The sequence below is a fragment of the Candidatus Cloacimonadota bacterium genome (genome assembly GCA_034661015.1).
Classification (GTDB): Bacteria; Cloacimonadota; Cloacimonadia; order JGIOTU-2; family JGIOTU-2; genus JAYEKN01.
Genome location: JAYEKN010000201.1, coordinates 4,771 through 21,510, shown reverse-complemented (window position 1 = coordinate 21,510; position 16,740 = coordinate 4,771). Strand labels below are relative to the sequence as shown.

The following is a 16,740-nucleotide window of genomic DNA, read 5'->3' as shown; positions in this document are numbered from 1 at the left end:
CTGAAAAAACCGATTTTCGCAAGATAAAATTTTTTTGTAAAAAGTGTAATATCCCCATTGAATGCTTTGTATTTTAATATTCAACAGGGGTTTATCTGCCGAATCAGTGTTTTTCTGCGTCGAATCATTTTGGCAAAATAGTTATTTTAATATTCGAAAATACTCCCGGAGATAAATTCTCTGATAATCGAAGTTCCCGGTATTGCATTTTCCGGGATGTTATAGAAAAATCGTAGCAATTTTATCAGGCGTTGGGCTGCCGAGTATTGCGATGATTTGGAGGGAACTTTTTGTAATTCGGGAATTGCATATTTTTTTAGAACTCCTAATTCATAGACTAAGGCAGAATTGAACATTATGTCAGATTCTTCTTGAAATGAAAATACGTATTTCATTTCCCCGCGGTTAATTGAATCCCATCGGTTTAAAGTATCTTCCGCGGAATATCCACGGAAGAATGAATCGCGGACAATACGCCGTAAAATGCGGGTGTCCGAAGTAGAAATTCTGTTGTGAAGATCAAGGTTCAGTTGGGTAAGAGCACTAACGTATATTTTAAACTTCGCTGAGTTTGGAATTAAAGAAGTAAGAGCGTCATTTAGACCGTGAATTCCTTCAATAATTAAAACGTGATCAGGTGGAAGTTTTGCTATTTGACCGTCTTGCTTGCGTTTGCCATTAATGAAATTGAATCTGGGGATCTCTATTTCTTCCCCGTCAAGAAGCTGCTTTATTTGCTTATTAATCAAATGCTTGTCCAGGGCATCAATTGACTCAAAATCGTAATCACCATCTTCGTCTTTTGGTGTATCTGTGCGGTCTAAAAAATAGTTGTCCAAAGAAAGTTTCATAGACGAGATTCCCTGAACCTTCAGTTGAATCGCCAGCCGCTTGGAAAAAGTTGTCTTTCCCGAGCTGGAAGGTCCTGATATCAGTATGATCCTGATGCCATTGTTTCTTAGATAGATATTTCTGGCAATATGGTAGATTTTATTTTCATGAAGTTTTTCAGATGTTAAGATGATTTCGTTTATATTGAATTCATCCATTTTTTTATTTAAGGATGAAACATAGGATAGATCAAGAATATTTCCCCAACGTGTATATTCCGTAAATATTTTAAAAAGGTTCGGTTGCTTCTGAAATTTGCCCATTGCGTTTGGCTTATCAATCTGGGGAAAACGCAAAATAATGCCGGGAGGTAAGTATTTGAGATCGAATAATTTTAATGCTCCTGCCGAAGCAACAAGTGGTTCAATGAAAAAATTGTAGCAAGGTCCATATTTATAAATTAAGATTTTATCTTCAGGATAAATTTTTAGAAGTTCCAATTTGGATGGATAATCTTTAAAGATTTTTTTTATTTCTGATTTATCCATCATAATTGGTTCGAATTTTTCATCTTCCGCTATGAGAGTTTGCATCTTTCTTTTCAATTTTTCCGTATCACTTTTTGTGAGGAGAAATCTGGAATAAATTTCGATATAATATCCGTCTGCAAGAGCGTATTTAATTTCTGTTTTGGTATCCTGAAAAAGTTCGTTTGCAGCCCGAATAAGGACAAAAGATAACGAGTTTTTGTAAATCAACATTCCATCTCTGGAACTTATGTCCAAAAATCTGACCGTACAATCTTTTGTGATTTTCTGGTTTAGACTTGCGGTTACATCATCAATCTTTGCGGCGGCTAAGGTATATTCTGAAGTGAGTTTGTGCCGGTAAAATATTTTTAGAGGAGTTGTGGATTTCTCTTCAATATTAGTTTCAATTATTTTTTTATTATTGATTATTTTTATTTGCATAAGATTCCTTTAATTTGAGTCTGTCCGTAAAGTACTATTTTATCAATGGCTCCACCAGCTGGTGGATGATTGGACGCAGAAAAACACTGATTCGGCAGATAAACGCTGATATTAGACTTTTTACAAAAAAATTTTATCTTGCGAAAATCGGTTTTTTCAGTGTTCATCTGCGTCGAATCCCTACTTTACAGATAGACTCCAATTAAATCAATTAATTTGAAAACGCCTGTTTACTGTCAAACTTTTCTGCTTTTTGATTTTTTGCTTTCCGACCTTTTATCTCATTTTTATCCTCTTGCAATGACGCAACGGGCGCGATGTGTTTTTTGCTTTATCCGCTCTTTGAGTTTAATACTTTTTTAGAATAATTGACATAAGAAATGGGCTCTATACATTTCAGGTCTATTCAAAATAAATTTAAACAAGCTGTGCAGAAAAGTGGTATAAATAAACATGCAACCATCCACACACTTCGACATAGTTTTGCGACTCATTTATTAGAGCATGGTACTGATCTAAGGTATATTCAGGAATTATTATCAGAAAATATAAATATAAGAATTATTGATCTTTATTCTATAAAACCAATTAATAAAGATAAATTATTAGAATCTATAAAAGGAATAGATAATATAATAACAGTAGAAGATCATTATCCAGCAGGAGGATTAGGAGAATCTGTAGAATCAGTTTTGTTTTGCGAGAATAAAAATATTTTTAAAATGGCTGTAGAAAAAATACCAAGAAGCAGTAGTAAAAAAGAGGTTTTAAGTTACGAAAATATATCCAAAAAAGAAATTGTTAACAAGGTAGAAAAGATATTATAGATTATGTCAAAAGATTTTAGAACAATTAAAATTTATTGCGAAAAGTGTAATACCCTTTTATACGAATATCACAAATATGGTTCTGGTCATTTGGTAAAATGTTTTGTTAATCAAATTAAAAAAGATTATACTAATAAAGAAACGATATGTCCTAATTGCCAGGAAAAGATTGCTAGAAAAAGACAATTTCAAGGCAGAGATATTTATAAAATTATTCAAAGTAAGATTTATGTAAAAAAATAGGAATATTTATTAAATTTAGTATTATAAAAATAGGCATTAATAAAATCATCAGTCCCTTAGATAACTTAAATATAAGGAAAAAATAAACGAAATACGTCGTATATACAATACCTGTTAGAAAAATAAACGAAGTATATCGTATATACAAACATTAGGCAATATTTAAAAGAATAATATGGACATTATCACATTAATATTAATAGCAGTTGGTTTATCTATGGATTCGTTTGCAGTGTCTGTTACGAATGGACTAACTATTAGAGATTTAAATGCGAGGAGAATTTTGACAATTTCTTTTTCCTTAGCATTTTTTCAATCATTAATGCCTTTAATTGGATGGCTTGCTGGCATTGAAATTGAGAAATACATTAAGGAATTTGACCATTGGATAGCATTTTTACTTTTATTATTAATTGGTGGAAAAATGATTTATGAAGGATTACAGAAAAATGGTGTTGAAAAAGATACTGAATTAAAAATATTGATATTAATAGGACAATCCTTTGCAACCAGTATTGATGCCTTTGCTGTGGGAATAAGTTTTGCATTTTTGAATTTATCAATTATAACTTCCGTTTTGCTTATAGGTTTAGTTACGTTTATAGCTTCAATAATTGGATTACAACTTGGAAAATATTTTGGTAAGAGAATAGGGAAATCTGTAGAAATATTTGGAGGAATTGTTTTAATAGGAATAGGGATGAAAATTTTAATTGAACACTTGTATTTTCAATGAGAAGAACAAACATTGCCTAACAAAAAATATAGTGGCGTTTACGGTAAATACAACAAAAAAGGCACCCAATTAATAATGGATGCACTCTTCTAAAAAAAAATGGGGGGATGCGTATATAGGTTATGATTATGTTGACAGAATTGATCATTTCCAAATATTACCGAAAAGATAATAAAAAGAAATCAACAATTTTCTATGGCAGCTCTCTTCTGGAAAAAATGGGGGGAGGAGTATATTTTTAGAATAATTGACATAAAAATAGTCTCTATACATTTCAGGTCTATTCAAAACAAATTTATTGAAAAAGCTAATAATGAAAAATATTAAAGAAATTATCAAAGTATTAAAGTCATTATCACACCAGCATCGCCTTGAAATTGTTGTCGGTTTGTATCATAATGAATGCAATGTTTCCGAATGTCAAAAAAGGATGGGTTTACCCCAGTCAACTATTTCTCAGCATCTGAGAGTGCTGAAAGATGCCGGTATAATTATTCCACGAAGAAACGGTACACAAGTTTGCTATCAAGTTGTAAATAAATTTGCAAAAAAAATTGTTCAAATGGTAGAAGAATAAAATTTTTTACCTTTAAATATTGAACTATTTGAATATATTGATAAATGAATTTAAAGAAAAAGAGGGTTAGTGTTCGCCAAAAGGCGAGTCATTAGTCATGAAAAAATAAGTAAGACAAAATAAAAACAAAAGGATGTTATTATGCAAAAATCGTTAAAAGCCAAAGACATTATGACAAAAGACGTGATTACGATTGGACCGGATTCTATTCTGGATGTAGCAATTAAAAAATTGATTGAAAATAAAATTAGCGGTATGCCGGTTGTGGATGAAGACGGAAAATTGTTAGGTATTATTTCCGAAAAAGATATTCTGAATTTTGCTTTTTGCGGGTACTTACGCAATACAAAAGTCAGAAAAGCTATGTCAACAAAAGTTGTTTCTTTTAATCCCAATGAGGGGATAGAAAAACTTGCGGTTTCTATTTCCAAATATAATTTTAGAAGAGTTCCTATTGTTGAAGATGAGAAAGTGGTAGGCATTGTTTCCCGAAGAGATATTATTAGGAATGTGCTCAAAGTTGTTTAGCGGATTGATCATTGGTTGCAAAAAAAAGTATGGAATTTCATCCTAAAAAGTGTGGATAAATTTGTGAAGAAATTGTCTAAATCGTAGGGGGAGTAATTTTTTTTTGCTCTCTAAGATTGTATTATTTGAATATAACAATAAATAAATATAAGGAGAAGAATTAATGAAACATGTAATAACCCGTAAAGAAAATTTGAACTCGGCGGATTATCTTATTGATGTTGTTGCCCCTGAAGTTGCAAGACGCTTTGTCCCCGGTAGTTTCTGTGTGTTGATCACTATACCGGAAGGCGAAAGGATTCCTATGTCCATTCAAAAAGCTGAAGATGACAAAATCACTTTCTATATTAAAAAGCTGGGAAAAACTTCCCGCGAACTTGATAGCTGGAAGGTTGGAGATTCTTTATACAAAGTAATAGGTCCGATGGGAACTCCACCCCCAATTAGAAAATATGGTAATGTAGTTTTCGCATCAGATCTCGTTTGTGGACATGCAGAAAATTATGCAATGTGTAAAGAATTGATAAAAATTGATGGGAATCATGTCACATCAATCCAATCATTCCCTACGGAGGTGGATGTTTATCCGGAAAAAGAATTATGTGATACGGTCGCCGATAAATTTATCTTAGCAACTGAAGATGGTTCAAAAGGTGAAAAAGGTCATTATCTCGATATTATAAAAGATTTACTGGAAGCCGGGAAAGTTGATCAGGTGTTTGCCGGAGGAGCAATTCCACCTCTACGAGACCTTTCAATTTTAACTAAAAAATATGGTGTGCCGATTTATGCGACTGTGCGTCAAATTATGGTAGATGCAACCGGGATGTGCGGTTCTTGCCGAGTCTTTATTGACGGTGAACAGAAACTGGCTTGTATTGACGGTCCTATGTTTGACGGGCATAAAGTTGATTGGGAAGCAGCAATTAGCAGGCTGGCAATGTTTAAAAACAAAGAAGCGGAAGCAATGGAATGTTATAACGAAAAGATGAAAGGAGTAAAATAATGGCTATTCAAAGAAGAGTTCCGATGCGTGAACAAGCTCCCGAAGAGAGAATAAAAAATTTCAAATCAGTACCATTAGGATATTCCAAAGAAGAAGCAATTACCGAAGCAAAACGTTGCATTCAATGCAAAAATCCTACCTGTGAACCCGGTTGTCCGGTTCGAATGGATATAAAAGATATTATTTATGAAATTGCTCATGAGAACTTTGAAAAAGCGTTTCTCATATCAAAAAAAGACAATGCTGTGCCTGCAATGACCGGAAGAGTTTGCCCCCAAGAAGAGCAATGCGAAGGTGTTTGCATATTAGGGAAAAAAGGCGATCCTATCAATATCGGTAAACTATTTGCCTTTGTAGCCGACTGGGCAAGAGAGAATGGTATTACAGAGCATCTTGAAATAAAGGAAAGTGCTAAAAAAGTTGCTATAGTTGGAGCAGGTCCTGCCGGTATTACATGTGCGGTTGATTTGCGCAAAATGGGTTATCAGGTTACGATATTCGAGGCGCTTCATATGGCTGGAGGAGTTTTGCAATATGGCATTCCTCCTTTCCGTTTACCCCGTGATGTTGTGGATTATGAATTAGCCTTTTTGGAGGAAATCGGCGTTGATATTCAACTTAATCATATTGTTGGGCAAAATGTGGATTTTAGTGAATTAAGAGAAAATTATGATGCAATTTATCTCGCCACAGGCGCAGGTGCTCCCAAGTTCCTAAAAATCGACGGTGAAAAATTAAAAGGAGTTTACTCTGCAAATGAATTTCTTATTAGAGTTAATTTGATGAAAGCCTATAAATTCCCAGATTGGGATACTCCTATCATTTATGGAGACAAGGTCGGTGTTATTGGTTGTGGTAATGTAGCATTGGACTCAGCGCGATGCGCAAAAAGACTTGGTGCTAAGGAAGTATTTATACTTTATCGAAGAACTAAAGCATGCGCTCCAGCGAGAGAAGAAGAGATATTGCATGCTATGGAGGAAGGAATCATTTTCAAAGAAATGGTTTGCCCTTCCCGAATAATTGGCAATGATGATGGCTGGATAACGGGGATTGGTTTGATTAAAACCAAGTTTGAGGGTATTGATAAAGCCGGGCGTCCCAGACCTGTGAATATAAAAAATTCTGAAATGGAGATGGATCTGGATACGCTCATAATTGCTCTCGGGACTACTCCAAACAGATTATTTTTGAGCAATGCTCCGGAATTGGATACTTATAGTTGGGGTGGAATCAAAACCGATGACAGTTTTGAAACCAATCTCAAAGGCGTATTTGCCGGCGGAGATGCCTTAACCGGTGGATCAACCGTGATTGCTGCAATGGGTAATGGCAGAGATGCTGCCGTAGCCATCCAAAAAAGTCTGAATGAATAATTGAAAACCTAAATAAATAAAAGTCGGCATTGTGTCCGGCTTTTTTTTGGATTTTCACCCCTATTTATGGAATTTTGGAGTAAAATATCCGTGATATTTTATACAACTGCAACATCACGGATGTTGCACTCCAAAAAGTAGAAAGCAGGACTTGGCTCGAAGCGAACGAAGTGAGTTTGAGCCGAGAACTGCGACCCACGTGCCAATTTGTTGGTTTTTATAAGGGCGTAAACGCCCTGGATTATTTTGGTGTTTTTTTACCCAGCCATAAATGGCTGGGCTATAGAAAACCCAATTCGGAAATATGTTTTCAAATCGAGTTTTAAATTTAATTTTTTTGGAGTAAAATATCCGTGATATTTTATACAACTGCAACATCACGGATGTTGCACTCCAAAAAGTAGAAAAATTTTAAATTCAAAAATAGCACGAAGAGACTCGTGTTCTCAAGTTTTACAAATTTATCCCGTAAGGATTTGTTATATATTCTCGTAGCAATTTAACTTCTGTTTCAGATTGATCGAGAACTTCTTTTAGCACATCCCCGATAGAGAGTAATCCAATAACATTTTCTTTATCAACAATTGGCAAATGGCGAATTCTTTTATTTATCATCACTCTCATAGCATAAGAAAGGGTATCATCGGCAGTTCCGATAATCAGATTTTCGTTTGAAGTCATAACTTCTGCAACTTTGATTTTGTGATTGTCATGTTCGTTATTCAAACATTTGAACAAAATGTCCCGTTCTGTTATGATACCTTCCAACTTTTTGTTTTCGCTCATAACGAGAAGTGATCCGATTTTGTTTTCATTCAATAATTGGATTGCTTCAAATACTGTTTTTCCGGAATCAATTTTTACGATTTTATTACTTTTTTTTTCTAATAGTTTGCTTAATTTCATTTTGATTACCTTTTGTTATAGCTTATGTTGAAAATTATTCATCGCTATTTTGTTAGCAATTTGTCTATGGCTTTGGCAGCAATATGTCCATTTGCAATTCCGTGAATTACATCCGGACCTTGAATAATATCTCCACCAACGAATAACCATTTCAGATTTGACTGGAAGTTTTCGTTCACTAAAATTCTGCCCCGTGGTCCAAATTTCAAATCGGATTTTATATCTTCCGAAAGATAAGACAAATCCATGCCCTGCCCGATTGATTCAACAATCATTTCACCTGCAAAGAAATTTTTCTGTTCTTCATCGAATTTCGGATTGAATCTGCCTTCATCATCAAATACGGAAGTACATTTTACAACGTGGAGTCCTATAATTTTTCCATCCTCAATTTCGATTTTTTTTGGTCCCCAGCCCGGATTGATAACAGCCTTTTCTTCACGAGCTTCCACAACTTCTTCACGATCAGCCGGCATAATATCTTCTGATTCCAACGAGGTTGTGATAATTTTAACTTTACCATATTTTTTATTTTGCAATCTCGCCAGAGTTCTTGTAATGTCCATCGCCACATTTCCACCGCCGATAATCACAATCGTTTCGGCAACATCAATTTCATTTCCAAGAGTTACTTCTCGTAGAAGATCAGTTGCAAAATAAACTCTTTTGTTATCTGAGCCGGGAATTCTTGTACTTCTGCCGAGATGAAGTCCGGTTCCGGCGAATACTGCATCATAATTTTTGTGCACTTCAGCAAGAGAAATATCTTTCCCGATTTTTGTATTGAATTGAATCTCAACACCCAACGATTTGATATAATCAATATCTTTATCAATCTGGTCATAGGGGAGGCGATATTCAGGTATTCCATATCTTACCATACCACCGGAACTTGGGAGTGCTTCAAAAATTTTAATTTCATAGCCCAAAATTGCAAGATAATAGGCAGCCGACAAGCCAGCCGGTCCAGCTCCAATTATTGCAACTTTTTTATTGAGATTTGGATCTGCAAGATGCTCGGTTCCAAGCACTTCTTTATATTTTTCAGGAGGAATTTGATCTGCAATATATCTTTTTAGCCATCTGATAGCCAAAGGTTCTCCCTGATTTTGCAAAGCACAAACAGTTTCGCAGTTGTGAGTGCAGATTCGCCCGCAGATTTCCGGTAAAGGATTTGTCTCATACAAAATTCTAAAGGCATTTTCAATATCGTCTTCTCTGATCGCTGCAATGTATCCCGGAATATCCATATGAGCAGGACAAGTAGCAGTACAAATCCCGCATTCAAGGCATCTGTCAGCCTCTTTCATCGCTTGTTCTTTGTTGTACCCCTTCACGATTTCTATGAATGATTTATCGCGCTCTTCCGGTTCGAGTTCAAACATTTCGATTCTGTCGAAGTCGATTAGTTGCATATTTTCAGAACGCTTATAACCCTTTTCGCTATCTTCCCATTTGGTTTTATCTGCACCCGGAATAAATCTGTATTCTTCCGGCTCGTCTGCTACCCAAGTGTAATCGTTGGACATTGTGAGGGAACCGGTTGGACAAACATCCACGCAAAGACCACACCAGCAACAGCGTCCATAATCTATTCTGGGACGTAATCCGCTATTTCCGTCTGTAGTTTTTTGCCCTTCAACAGGAACCATATCAATAGCTGCATTCTGACAAATGTCTTCACATGTTCCGCAACCGATACATTTTTCAAAATCGTTTTTGTGAAATCCACGATAATTTTTTGCTCCGGGTCTATCATTTATCGGATCTTTAACTGTCCAGGGTTTTTGTGTCGCTCTTTTCCAAACAGTTAGGGGTGATAATATGTCTTTCAATTTCATTTTATTCCTTTTGTAACTAATTAACACTAATTATCAAAAATTTATTTACTGATTTTTTCATTATTCATTATACATTATTCATTATTCATTATTTGGTAGTTGTTTCCAACCATCCGCAAGGTTTCGGTTTACCTCTCAATTTCCGGTGGACAAGTATGAAGTGAAACCATAAGGGCTGCAGTATCGGAAATGCTGATGTTAACTGCTAATTTTTCTAAAACTGAAATTGCATGCGTGTAGCTTGCTCCTCTTGCAAATACACGTCGTGGATATTTTGAGCCATCAGAAACCATGTAGAATCCGTGTTCACCACGAGTTGATTCTGCTTTTACATAAGTTTGTCCAGCCGGGATTTTCCAATGGAGAACATTCGGGAGTTTTGCTTGAATTTCCCCTTTGTCCGGCATCCGATCCAAAATTTGTGAAATCAGTTTCAGACTTTGATGAATTTCTTGATAGCGAATTTCTGCTCTGGCATATGCATCACCAACCCTTGAAGTTATCATCTTTAGATCAAGTTCTCCATATTTTACGTAAGGATTGTTTTGGCGAACATCATATTTTTTTCCGCTGCCGCGCGCATTTGGTCCGACAATTCCATATTCATCCACCATTTCCGGTGAAATAATTCCCAAACCTTGCAATCTGGATTTAACTATCGCATTATTAAAAAAAGTTGCTTCAACATCAAATAGTAATTTGCGGGTTCGAATAATTAAATCTCTTGCTTTTTGCTTAAATCCGGGAGGTAAATTTTTTCTAACTCCACCGGGAATCATGTACATATGATAAACGCGTCCGCCGGTCATCTCTTCAAAAAGGTCCAACCAAAAATCGCGCATCCCGATTGTCCATTGTCCGATCGCTCCCATTCCGAGAGAAGCTGCTTGCCCACCGAGCCACATCAAAAAGCTACCCACCCGCGACATCTCCAGATTTAGAGTTCGCAGCCATTGTGCTTTTTCGGGAATTTCGATCCCAGCCAGCTCTTCCACAGCCGCTGAATAGCAATATTCATTTGTGTCAGGTTCCGGAACGCATATTCTGCATACAATAGGGAATCCCTGAATATATTTTCTTCTTTCAAGAAGTTTCTCAAAAGCACGATGCAAATAACCGACATGAGTTTTAGCGTTTATTACTTCATCGCCGTTTATGATAAGTTCCAGAGCCATATTTCCGGTTACACCGGGGTGCTGAGGACCTTGCCATATTTTTGTAAATTTATGAGATTCCAGATCAATAACCGGTTTTTCGTTTTCCATCACGGGAAACTTTGATCTGTCGGCTTCATAACCTTTGTATTTGCTTTTTGAAATATTAGTCATTATCCCTCCTGATTTTGGGAGGTTCCACGAAATTCTTATACAATTTTTCCTTCATATATTCTTTGGGATCATTAGTTGATCTTCCGGGACGCTGATAAAAGGTCTTTTTAGAATATTCCAATGTATCGAAATCTCTTCTCATCGGTGGTATCTCTTCCCAGCCTTCGAGGACAAAAGATTCGTGAACGTGGGGAGAACCCGGGAAATCTATTCCGAACAATTCATGCAATTCTCGTTGGTATTGCCAGGCGTGAGCCCAAAGTTTATGAATAGATATCATTTCTGCTTTTTCTCTATCTATCATTATTTTTATTCCGAGGTTAACATTGATATCGTAATTATACAACATATAAGTTAATTGAAACATGTTGTATTCAAGGTAATCAACCGCTTGCAGAAATGCCAAATGGGTAAATCCTTCAAAATTCTTCAGATAAGAAAGAATAAGTTCCGCATGTTCCCGATTCACATTAATGAAATAAAGATCATCTCGTTTTTTAATTACAGAAGCCAGCTCAATTTTTTCTCTAATTCTATTAAATAATTCTTCCATTCAATCTCCTACCAGTTAAAATCAGGCATATTCCAATCTTTAATAACTTTTTTTTGATTTTTTTTATACCAATCAAAATTTTCAGCGTATTTGTTCATCCCGTCACATTCGCCGGCTTTTATTTTTTCTTTCAACCTGTTGAATCCTGCAATGATTGCTTCAGGTCTCGGCATACAACCGGCTATATAAACATCTACGGGAATGTAATAATCAATTCTATTTATAGTATTATAGCTATCGTAATACATTCCACCGTTAATCGTGCAACTTCCCAAAGCTATGACGAATTTTGGGCCTTGCATTTGTTCATAACTTCTCACGATTCTCTTTATAGTTTTCATTGATGCATACCCGCCAATAATAAAAACACCCGACTGTCTTGGAGTTGGTTTTCCGGCAATTCCGTATTTGAATATATCAAACCGGGAAGTCATCAATGGTCTTAATTCTGTAGATCCGCAACCGGTTCCAAAACTAATAAACCAGAGGGATTGAGATTGAGCCCAATTAAGAAATTTCTCAAGATATTTATTTAAAGGAGTTACAGAGGTCGGGCGGGCATCACTAAAAAGAACCCGCTCTTTTTCCGGCAATCCTTCATTTGCTAATTTCATTTGTTTTTTAATTTTACCTATGTTTTTTTTATCCACAATTTCTCCTTAAAAATATGCAACAAAAATAACCCCAATAATGCCAATAATAGTAGGCCATTTTAAGAAAAATCTAAAAGATTGTTCCGGTCGAAAACGAGGGAATGCTGCTCCGATTATCACAGAAAATATATAAATGAAAAATGTTTTCACAATCATTATCGGCAGATTAGTGGCACCGCCAAAAAACAGATTCATAAAAAGAACTAATTTTGCAGCTGCAAATAAACCTTTGTTGGTTTGTAAAGTTGCCAAAAAGCTGCTATTCATTTCAATAGGAGGTCCGATTGGAATCTCTTGTGGAGCCAAAACGATGCTGAATGGCGGGTGCATATTCATTCCCAAAAGTGAGATCATCGCAGCAATTACTGCAAAGGGATTTGTGAATAGAGTCCAATTAAGAATACTACCTTGCTGAGCAGCAACAATTGTCGTTATGTTCAAAGAATGATATTGAATCGCAACTGCAATCACAGCGAGAGAGAATGGTAATTCAAAAGTAGTCATCTGAGATAGCCCGCGAGCGATTCCGAGTGGTGAATACGGATGCCCACCTTCTCCGGCACCGAGTGCCATTCCTAATTGCCCGAAGAAAATAAAATACATTACGAGAAGCAGATCGCCCGCCCCCGAAAAATTGGCAAACAGAGTTGAACCGTAGATTACCGGAATAAAAAGATAGGTTCCGAGTCCACCACCCAATCGAAATACCGGTCCCAAATAGAACATTATTCCATGAGATATTGAGACGCGTTTTCCATGCGATTTGATGATATCGAGAAAAGGTTGCCAAACCGGAGGTCCGAATCTTCCATGAACTCTTGCATAAATTTTCCTAACAATTCCACCAAGTGTAAGTCCCCAAACTATGGCTACAATTACTGAAATAATCGCATAGAGAATTTTAATCCAAATATTCATATTACACTCCCAAAATGAAATACACAATCACGATGTATAAAATTATATGTAAAACATAAGTCTGCCCGTTTCCGGTATATAAACGACGAAAGAAATCAGCGAAGCTGTGCGACCATTCAGAAGTTCCGTGCCAAAAATCCCAGATTCTGGGTTTTCCCCATCCGCCGAGAGCTTTTCTGAAATGGGCGTACATATTATGAGCAACATGTGTAGTTTGAGGAGATTCCGGTCTTTCGGCAGCGTAAACAATGTTAAACTGCTTGACCTTCTGCATTTTACCGTTAAGTAACAACAAAACGATAAATGGGATTGCAAAAACGCCCATTGTTACATACATAACCAAGTTTCCGTTCCAATTTCCCAAACTGCTCGTTACATTATATCCATCTATAATTAGCGATGAATTGAAAAAATGACCTGCGATTGCATTCAAGGGTTTTATTATCAGGTTTGGGAATGTGGAGATCGCCATAATTCCAATAATAAAAATATATTGCGGAATGATGAACCAAATCGGTGCTTCCTTAATTTTTTGATGCTCGTATTTTAGTTGTCCCAAGAATATTGTGTGGATCAATCTATACAAATACAAAAAACTTACCGCACTTGCGAAGAACAATATTCCGGCTTGGAAATACCAGCCGCGTTCAATTAATGAGGAATATATAAGCCATTTTGCCCCAAATCCCGATAAAGGTGGCACACCCGAAACAGCAATAATACAAATCAAAACACTAATAAATGACAAAGGCATTTTCTTGATCAATCCGCCCATTTCATACATTGTTCTCGTGTGAGTTCGGTAATAAACGCCTGCAATCGCGATAAATAGAGCAGATTTGAACATCATATGATTGAGAGATAGGTACATTGCGGAAATCCAACCGAGATGGCTTAATATCGCAATGGTAGCCACAATATAACCAACCTGACTCATGCTCGAATACGCCAATAATCTTTTTGCATCTTCCTGAAATGAGGCTAAGAATGCTCCCACGATGGCAGTTAGCACCCCAAGCCAGCCAATCCAATAGAACATATCGAATGCCGGAATATGTTTGATATATGAAATTCCAACCATAAACAAACCGAACACGCCCGCTTTCAATAAAATTGCAGATATAAATGGTGACACATCTGATTCCGCTTCTGCATGTGCTTCCGGTAACCAAATATGAACTCCGATTGAACCTGATTTTATCAAGAACCCAATTGACAGTAAAATCATTGTGATCAAGGGTAAATTAACATTTGCAATTGAGTTGATCAATGCGGAATTCGAGTTCAGAGTTGGAGCGAGACCAAATCCAACCATCATTAAATATGCACCGGCAGTAGAGAAAATCATATACATCAAAGAAGCCTTCTGAGCTTTTTTACCCCGTAAGATCAAAATAAATGAGGAAATTGTCATAAATTCCCAGCTGAGAAAAAATTGTAAATACGTTTTAGCAATAAGCAAATTTCCGAAAGAAAAAATCATCATTAACAGAAAACCGTAAAAATTTTGGCTCAAACCTTTTCTGTTTAAGGTGGCGATGATATTTATTGCACTTCCGATTAAAAAAATGATTGCGAAAATAAGTTGAAAATTGCTTTCAAATGGATAAATAAAATATGCGTAAATCATTACTGCTACGAGAGATAAAATACCTTTGATTTTCGACGGAATAAAATCTAATAAATATACAGCAATCAGAGCAATTAACGGAAGTAAGACAATTCGATCGAATCCGTAAAAAAATTTCATAATTATTACAGAAATCAATATTGAGATAACCGCAAAAATCGCTGTGGAAAATATTTTGCTCGGTTCAGCGGAAATTTCAGATTTTTCTGATAAATCTTCTGTTTTCAAAATTAGAGTAAACCATCTGAATAAATAAACTATCTCGAATAGTGAGCCTAATAAAATGGCGCCGATGACAAAGAACATTTTTCCCTGAACTAAAATTTTAACAAATTCCCATTTTGCCCAGAATCCGGGAAATGGAGGAATACCGGATAGACCAAATAAGAAAATCCCGAATAATATTAAAAGAGTTTTATTGTTTCGTAAAATTCCCCAATCTTTTATATTGTCCTTTTTGACAATTCCCGTAATCCAAAAAAGACCTGCTTTTGCAATAAGATGATTAACGAAAAATCCACCTACGATCAGATAAACCAAATAGTTCGGTGAATTTAACGTAAAGATAAGACTTGCAACTAACAATCCCATCTGCCCGATAGATGAATATCCCAGCAATCTTTTTGCACTCTTCTGTTTCAAACCCATCAAATTTGAAAAGAAGAAAGTGATTACTCCGGCTACTCCAAACATGTTTAGAAAATTCTGCGGAAGCAAAGGCATAATTTTGTAGAAAACAAAGATTATCGCAGCCGAATTTACAACGGCGATCACCGAAACTATACCTGAATCTACAGATTCATAAACATCGAGAGCCCAGCCATTTGCCGGAAACGGTTTCAATTCGATAAAAATTGCAATTGCTAAAAGGAATACTGAAATCAAGCCCAAACCGGTAAAATCGCCCAAATGGATAAATCCTAAATTGAGGTTTCCTGTAAAATAATAGATGAAAACTACCCCGAGCAAAAAGAAAGTGGATGCAACCCCACCGGCGATCATATATTTGAAGCCGGCAGATAAAGATTTTTTTGTCTCTGTTAAAGTGGTAAGAGCAAAAGTTGAGATTGATGTGATTTCCAAGAACACGAACATATTAAAAATATCTTGAGTCATTACCAATCCGTTAATTCCCATAATCAAAACCAAATAGAGAATTGGGGAGGAGATGTGGCTTTCTTTAAATTTTTTGAAAAGATAAATTGCTGCTAATAACCCGGTTATGTTTGCGAATAATAAAACGAAAGATTCTTGTAATCCCAGTTGCAAATTTATTGATAGGGGAGCACTAAAACCCGCAGTATTAATCGTTAAAGTGGAAGCACCGAGAAAGACAAATTGATAAAACCATTCCATCACAACAAAAGCATTGAAAGCGAGCACTCCGTAAAATACAGTCAAAGATAACTTTCTTCCGGCTTTATCAAAGATTGATAAAAGGAATCCGGCTGCGAGTGATAGAATAAGAATATAAATTGGATTTACCATTTCAACTCCTGATAATCATCTATTGATAAAGAACCGCTTTTCTTGTATAATTTTATGATAAAACTTAACATCAAGGCGGTTACTGCCAGTCCAATCACAATAGCCGTGAGAACCAAAGCCGATGGGATTGGGTCAACAACCTGATTCACAGCGTCTTTCATATTTACAGCAGCATCAATTACAGCAGAATCAATAATCGGAGCGGTTCTGTTTTTAATATAACCAATCGCAACTATGATGATATGAGTTCCGGTATCCAGTATGGAAAACCCAATCACTATCTTTATCAAATTTTTCTGTGTCAACATGCCATAAATCCCGATGATTA

16 protein-coding genes are annotated in these 16,740 nt (G+C 35.9%); 6 read left to right on the top strand and 10 right to left on the bottom strand.

Annotated elements, in window-relative coordinates; genetic code table 11:
* Window positions 1–146 precede the first annotated feature (146 nt).
* Both U9P79_07900 and U9P79_07895 read right to left on the bottom strand, forming a co-directional pair.
* The gene (locus tag U9P79_07900; protein MEA2104544.1) at window positions 147–1,802 is read right to left on the bottom strand and encodes a nucleoside kinase; all 1,656 of its coding nucleotides are present in this window, start codon (window positions 1,800–1,802) and stop codon (window positions 147–149) included.
* Window positions 1,793–1,969: a hypothetical protein gene (locus U9P79_07895; GenBank protein ID MEA2104543.1), complete on the bottom strand. Its 177-nt coding sequence runs from the start codon at window positions 1,967–1,969 to the stop codon at window positions 1,793–1,795. The genes U9P79_07900 and U9P79_07895 overlap by 10 nt, the downstream gene beginning before the upstream one ends.
* Before the next feature lie 213 nt (window positions 1,970–2,182).
* Between U9P79_07895 and U9P79_07890 the strand changes: the two genes are divergently transcribed.
* The 6 genes from U9P79_07890 to gltA all read left to right on the top strand — a co-directional run bounded on the left by U9P79_07890 (window position 2,183) and on the right by gltA (window position 7,095).
* Complete coding sequence (locus U9P79_07890; GenBank protein ID MEA2104542.1) at window positions 2,183–2,629, top strand: tyrosine-type recombinase/integrase; 447 nt, start codon at window positions 2,183–2,185, stop codon at window positions 2,627–2,629.
* Window positions 2,630–3,047: 418 nt separating this feature from the next.
* Window positions 3,048–3,608 (top strand): manganese efflux pump MntP family protein, encoded by a 561-nt coding sequence (locus U9P79_07885; protein MEA2104541.1) that lies wholly within the window; start codon window positions 3,048–3,050, stop codon window positions 3,606–3,608.
* A gap of 313 nt (window positions 3,609–3,921) precedes the next feature.
* Window positions 3,922–4,185 (top strand): metalloregulator ArsR/SmtB family transcription factor, encoded by a 264-nt coding sequence (locus U9P79_07880; GenBank protein MEA2104540.1) that lies wholly within the window; start codon window positions 3,922–3,924, stop codon window positions 4,183–4,185.
* Window positions 4,186–4,326: 141 nt separating this feature from the next.
* The gene (locus U9P79_07875) at window positions 4,327–4,713 is read left to right on the top strand and encodes a CBS domain-containing protein (GenBank protein ID MEA2104539.1); all 387 of its coding nucleotides are present in this window, start codon (window positions 4,327–4,329) and stop codon (window positions 4,711–4,713) included.
* 163 nt (window positions 4,714–4,876) lie between these two features.
* Entirely contained in the window at window positions 4,877–5,719 is an 843-nt protein-coding gene (locus U9P79_07870; protein ID MEA2104538.1) for a sulfide/dihydroorotate dehydrogenase-like FAD/NAD-binding protein, read from the top strand.
* A complete protein-coding gene (gltA, locus tag U9P79_07865; GenBank protein ID MEA2104537.1) occupies window positions 5,719–7,095 on the top strand; it encodes an NADPH-dependent glutamate synthase in 1,377 nt (458 codons plus the stop codon). The genes U9P79_07870 and gltA overlap by 1 nt, the downstream gene beginning before the upstream one ends.
* Before the next feature lie 453 nt (window positions 7,096–7,548).
* Here gltA and U9P79_07860 read toward each other — a convergent pair whose 3' ends face one another.
* The 8 genes from U9P79_07860 to U9P79_07825 all read right to left on the bottom strand — a co-directional run bounded on the left by U9P79_07860 (window position 7,549) and on the right by U9P79_07825 (window position 16,738).
* A complete protein-coding gene (locus tag U9P79_07860) occupies window positions 7,549–8,001 on the bottom strand; it encodes a CBS domain-containing protein (protein ID MEA2104536.1) in 453 nt (150 codons plus the stop codon).
* 44 nt (window positions 8,002–8,045) lie between these two features.
* Window positions 8,046–9,842 (bottom strand): FAD-dependent oxidoreductase, encoded by a 1,797-nt coding sequence (locus tag U9P79_07855; GenBank protein MEA2104535.1) that lies wholly within the window; start codon window positions 9,840–9,842, stop codon window positions 8,046–8,048.
* Window positions 9,843–9,970: 128 nt separating this feature from the next.
* A complete protein-coding gene (locus U9P79_07850) occupies window positions 9,971–11,170 on the bottom strand; it encodes an NADH-quinone oxidoreductase subunit D (GenBank protein MEA2104534.1) in 1,200 nt (399 codons plus the stop codon).
* The gene (locus U9P79_07845; GenBank protein ID MEA2104533.1) at window positions 11,163–11,723 is read right to left on the bottom strand and encodes an NADH-quinone oxidoreductase subunit C; all 561 of its coding nucleotides are present in this window, start codon (window positions 11,721–11,723) and stop codon (window positions 11,163–11,165) included. Before U9P79_07845 ends, U9P79_07850 begins: the two co-directional genes overlap by 8 nt.
* 8 nt (window positions 11,724–11,731) lie before the next feature.
* The gene (gene nuoB, locus U9P79_07840) at window positions 11,732–12,373 is read right to left on the bottom strand and encodes an NADH-quinone oxidoreductase subunit NuoB (protein ID MEA2104532.1); all 642 of its coding nucleotides are present in this window, start codon (window positions 12,371–12,373) and stop codon (window positions 11,732–11,734) included.
* A 9-nt stretch (window positions 12,374–12,382) separates the two neighbouring features.
* Window positions 12,383–13,294, bottom strand: a complete 912-nt coding sequence (locus tag U9P79_07835; protein ID MEA2104531.1) for an NADH-quinone oxidoreductase subunit H — start codon at window positions 13,292–13,294, stop codon at window positions 12,383–12,385.
* A 1-nt stretch (window position 13,295) separates the two neighbouring features.
* Window positions 13,296–16,412: a proton-conducting transporter membrane subunit gene (locus U9P79_07830; GenBank protein MEA2104530.1), complete on the bottom strand. Its 3,117-nt coding sequence runs from the start codon at window positions 16,410–16,412 to the stop codon at window positions 13,296–13,298.
* On the bottom strand, window positions 16,406–16,738 hold the full coding sequence (locus U9P79_07825) for a sodium:proton antiporter (protein MEA2104529.1): 333 nt from the start codon (window positions 16,736–16,738) through the stop codon (window positions 16,406–16,408). The genes U9P79_07830 and U9P79_07825 overlap by 7 nt, the downstream gene beginning before the upstream one ends.
* Between the last annotated feature and the right edge of the window lie 2 nt (window positions 16,739–16,740).

What these genes read in the sequence shown, in the direction of transcription:
- U9P79_07900 (MEA2104544.1), bottom strand. Translation starts at nt 1,802, where the DNA reads ATGCAAATAAAAATAATCAATAATAAAAAAATAATTGAAACTAATATT.
- U9P79_07895 (MEA2104543.1), bottom strand. Translation starts at nt 1,969, where the DNA reads ATGAACACTGAAAAAACCGATTTTCGCAAGATAAAATTTTTTTGTAAA.
- U9P79_07890 (MEA2104542.1), top strand. Translation starts at nt 2,183, where the DNA reads ATGGGCTCTATACATTTCAGGTCTATTCAAAATAAATTTAAACAAGCT.
- U9P79_07885 (MEA2104541.1), top strand. Translation starts at nt 3,048, where the DNA reads ATGGACATTATCACATTAATATTAATAGCAGTTGGTTTATCTATGGAT.
- U9P79_07880 (MEA2104540.1), top strand. Translation starts at nt 3,922, where the DNA reads ATGAAAAATATTAAAGAAATTATCAAAGTATTAAAGTCATTATCACAC.
- U9P79_07875 (MEA2104539.1), top strand. Translation starts at nt 4,327, where the DNA reads ATGCAAAAATCGTTAAAAGCCAAAGACATTATGACAAAAGACGTGATT.
- U9P79_07870 (MEA2104538.1), top strand. Translation starts at nt 4,877, where the DNA reads ATGAAACATGTAATAACCCGTAAAGAAAATTTGAACTCGGCGGATTAT.
- gltA (MEA2104537.1), top strand. Translation starts at nt 5,719, where the DNA reads ATGGCTATTCAAAGAAGAGTTCCGATGCGTGAACAAGCTCCCGAAGAG.
- U9P79_07860 (MEA2104536.1), bottom strand. Translation starts at nt 8,001, where the DNA reads ATGAAATTAAGCAAACTATTAGAAAAAAAAAGTAATAAAATCGTAAAA.
- U9P79_07855 (MEA2104535.1), bottom strand. Translation starts at nt 9,842, where the DNA reads ATGAAATTGAAAGACATATTATCACCCCTAACTGTTTGGAAAAGAGCG.
- U9P79_07850 (MEA2104534.1), bottom strand. Translation starts at nt 11,170, where the DNA reads ATGACTAATATTTCAAAAAGCAAATACAAAGGTTATGAAGCCGACAGA.
- U9P79_07845 (MEA2104533.1), bottom strand. Translation starts at nt 11,723, where the DNA reads ATGGAAGAATTATTTAATAGAATTAGAGAAAAAATTGAGCTGGCTTCT.
- U9P79_07835 (MEA2104531.1), bottom strand. Translation starts at nt 13,294, where the DNA reads ATGAATATTTGGATTAAAATTCTCTATGCGATTATTTCAGTAATTGTA.
- U9P79_07830 (MEA2104530.1), bottom strand. Translation starts at nt 16,412, where the DNA reads ATGGTAAATCCAATTTATATTCTTATTCTATCACTCGCAGCCGGATTC.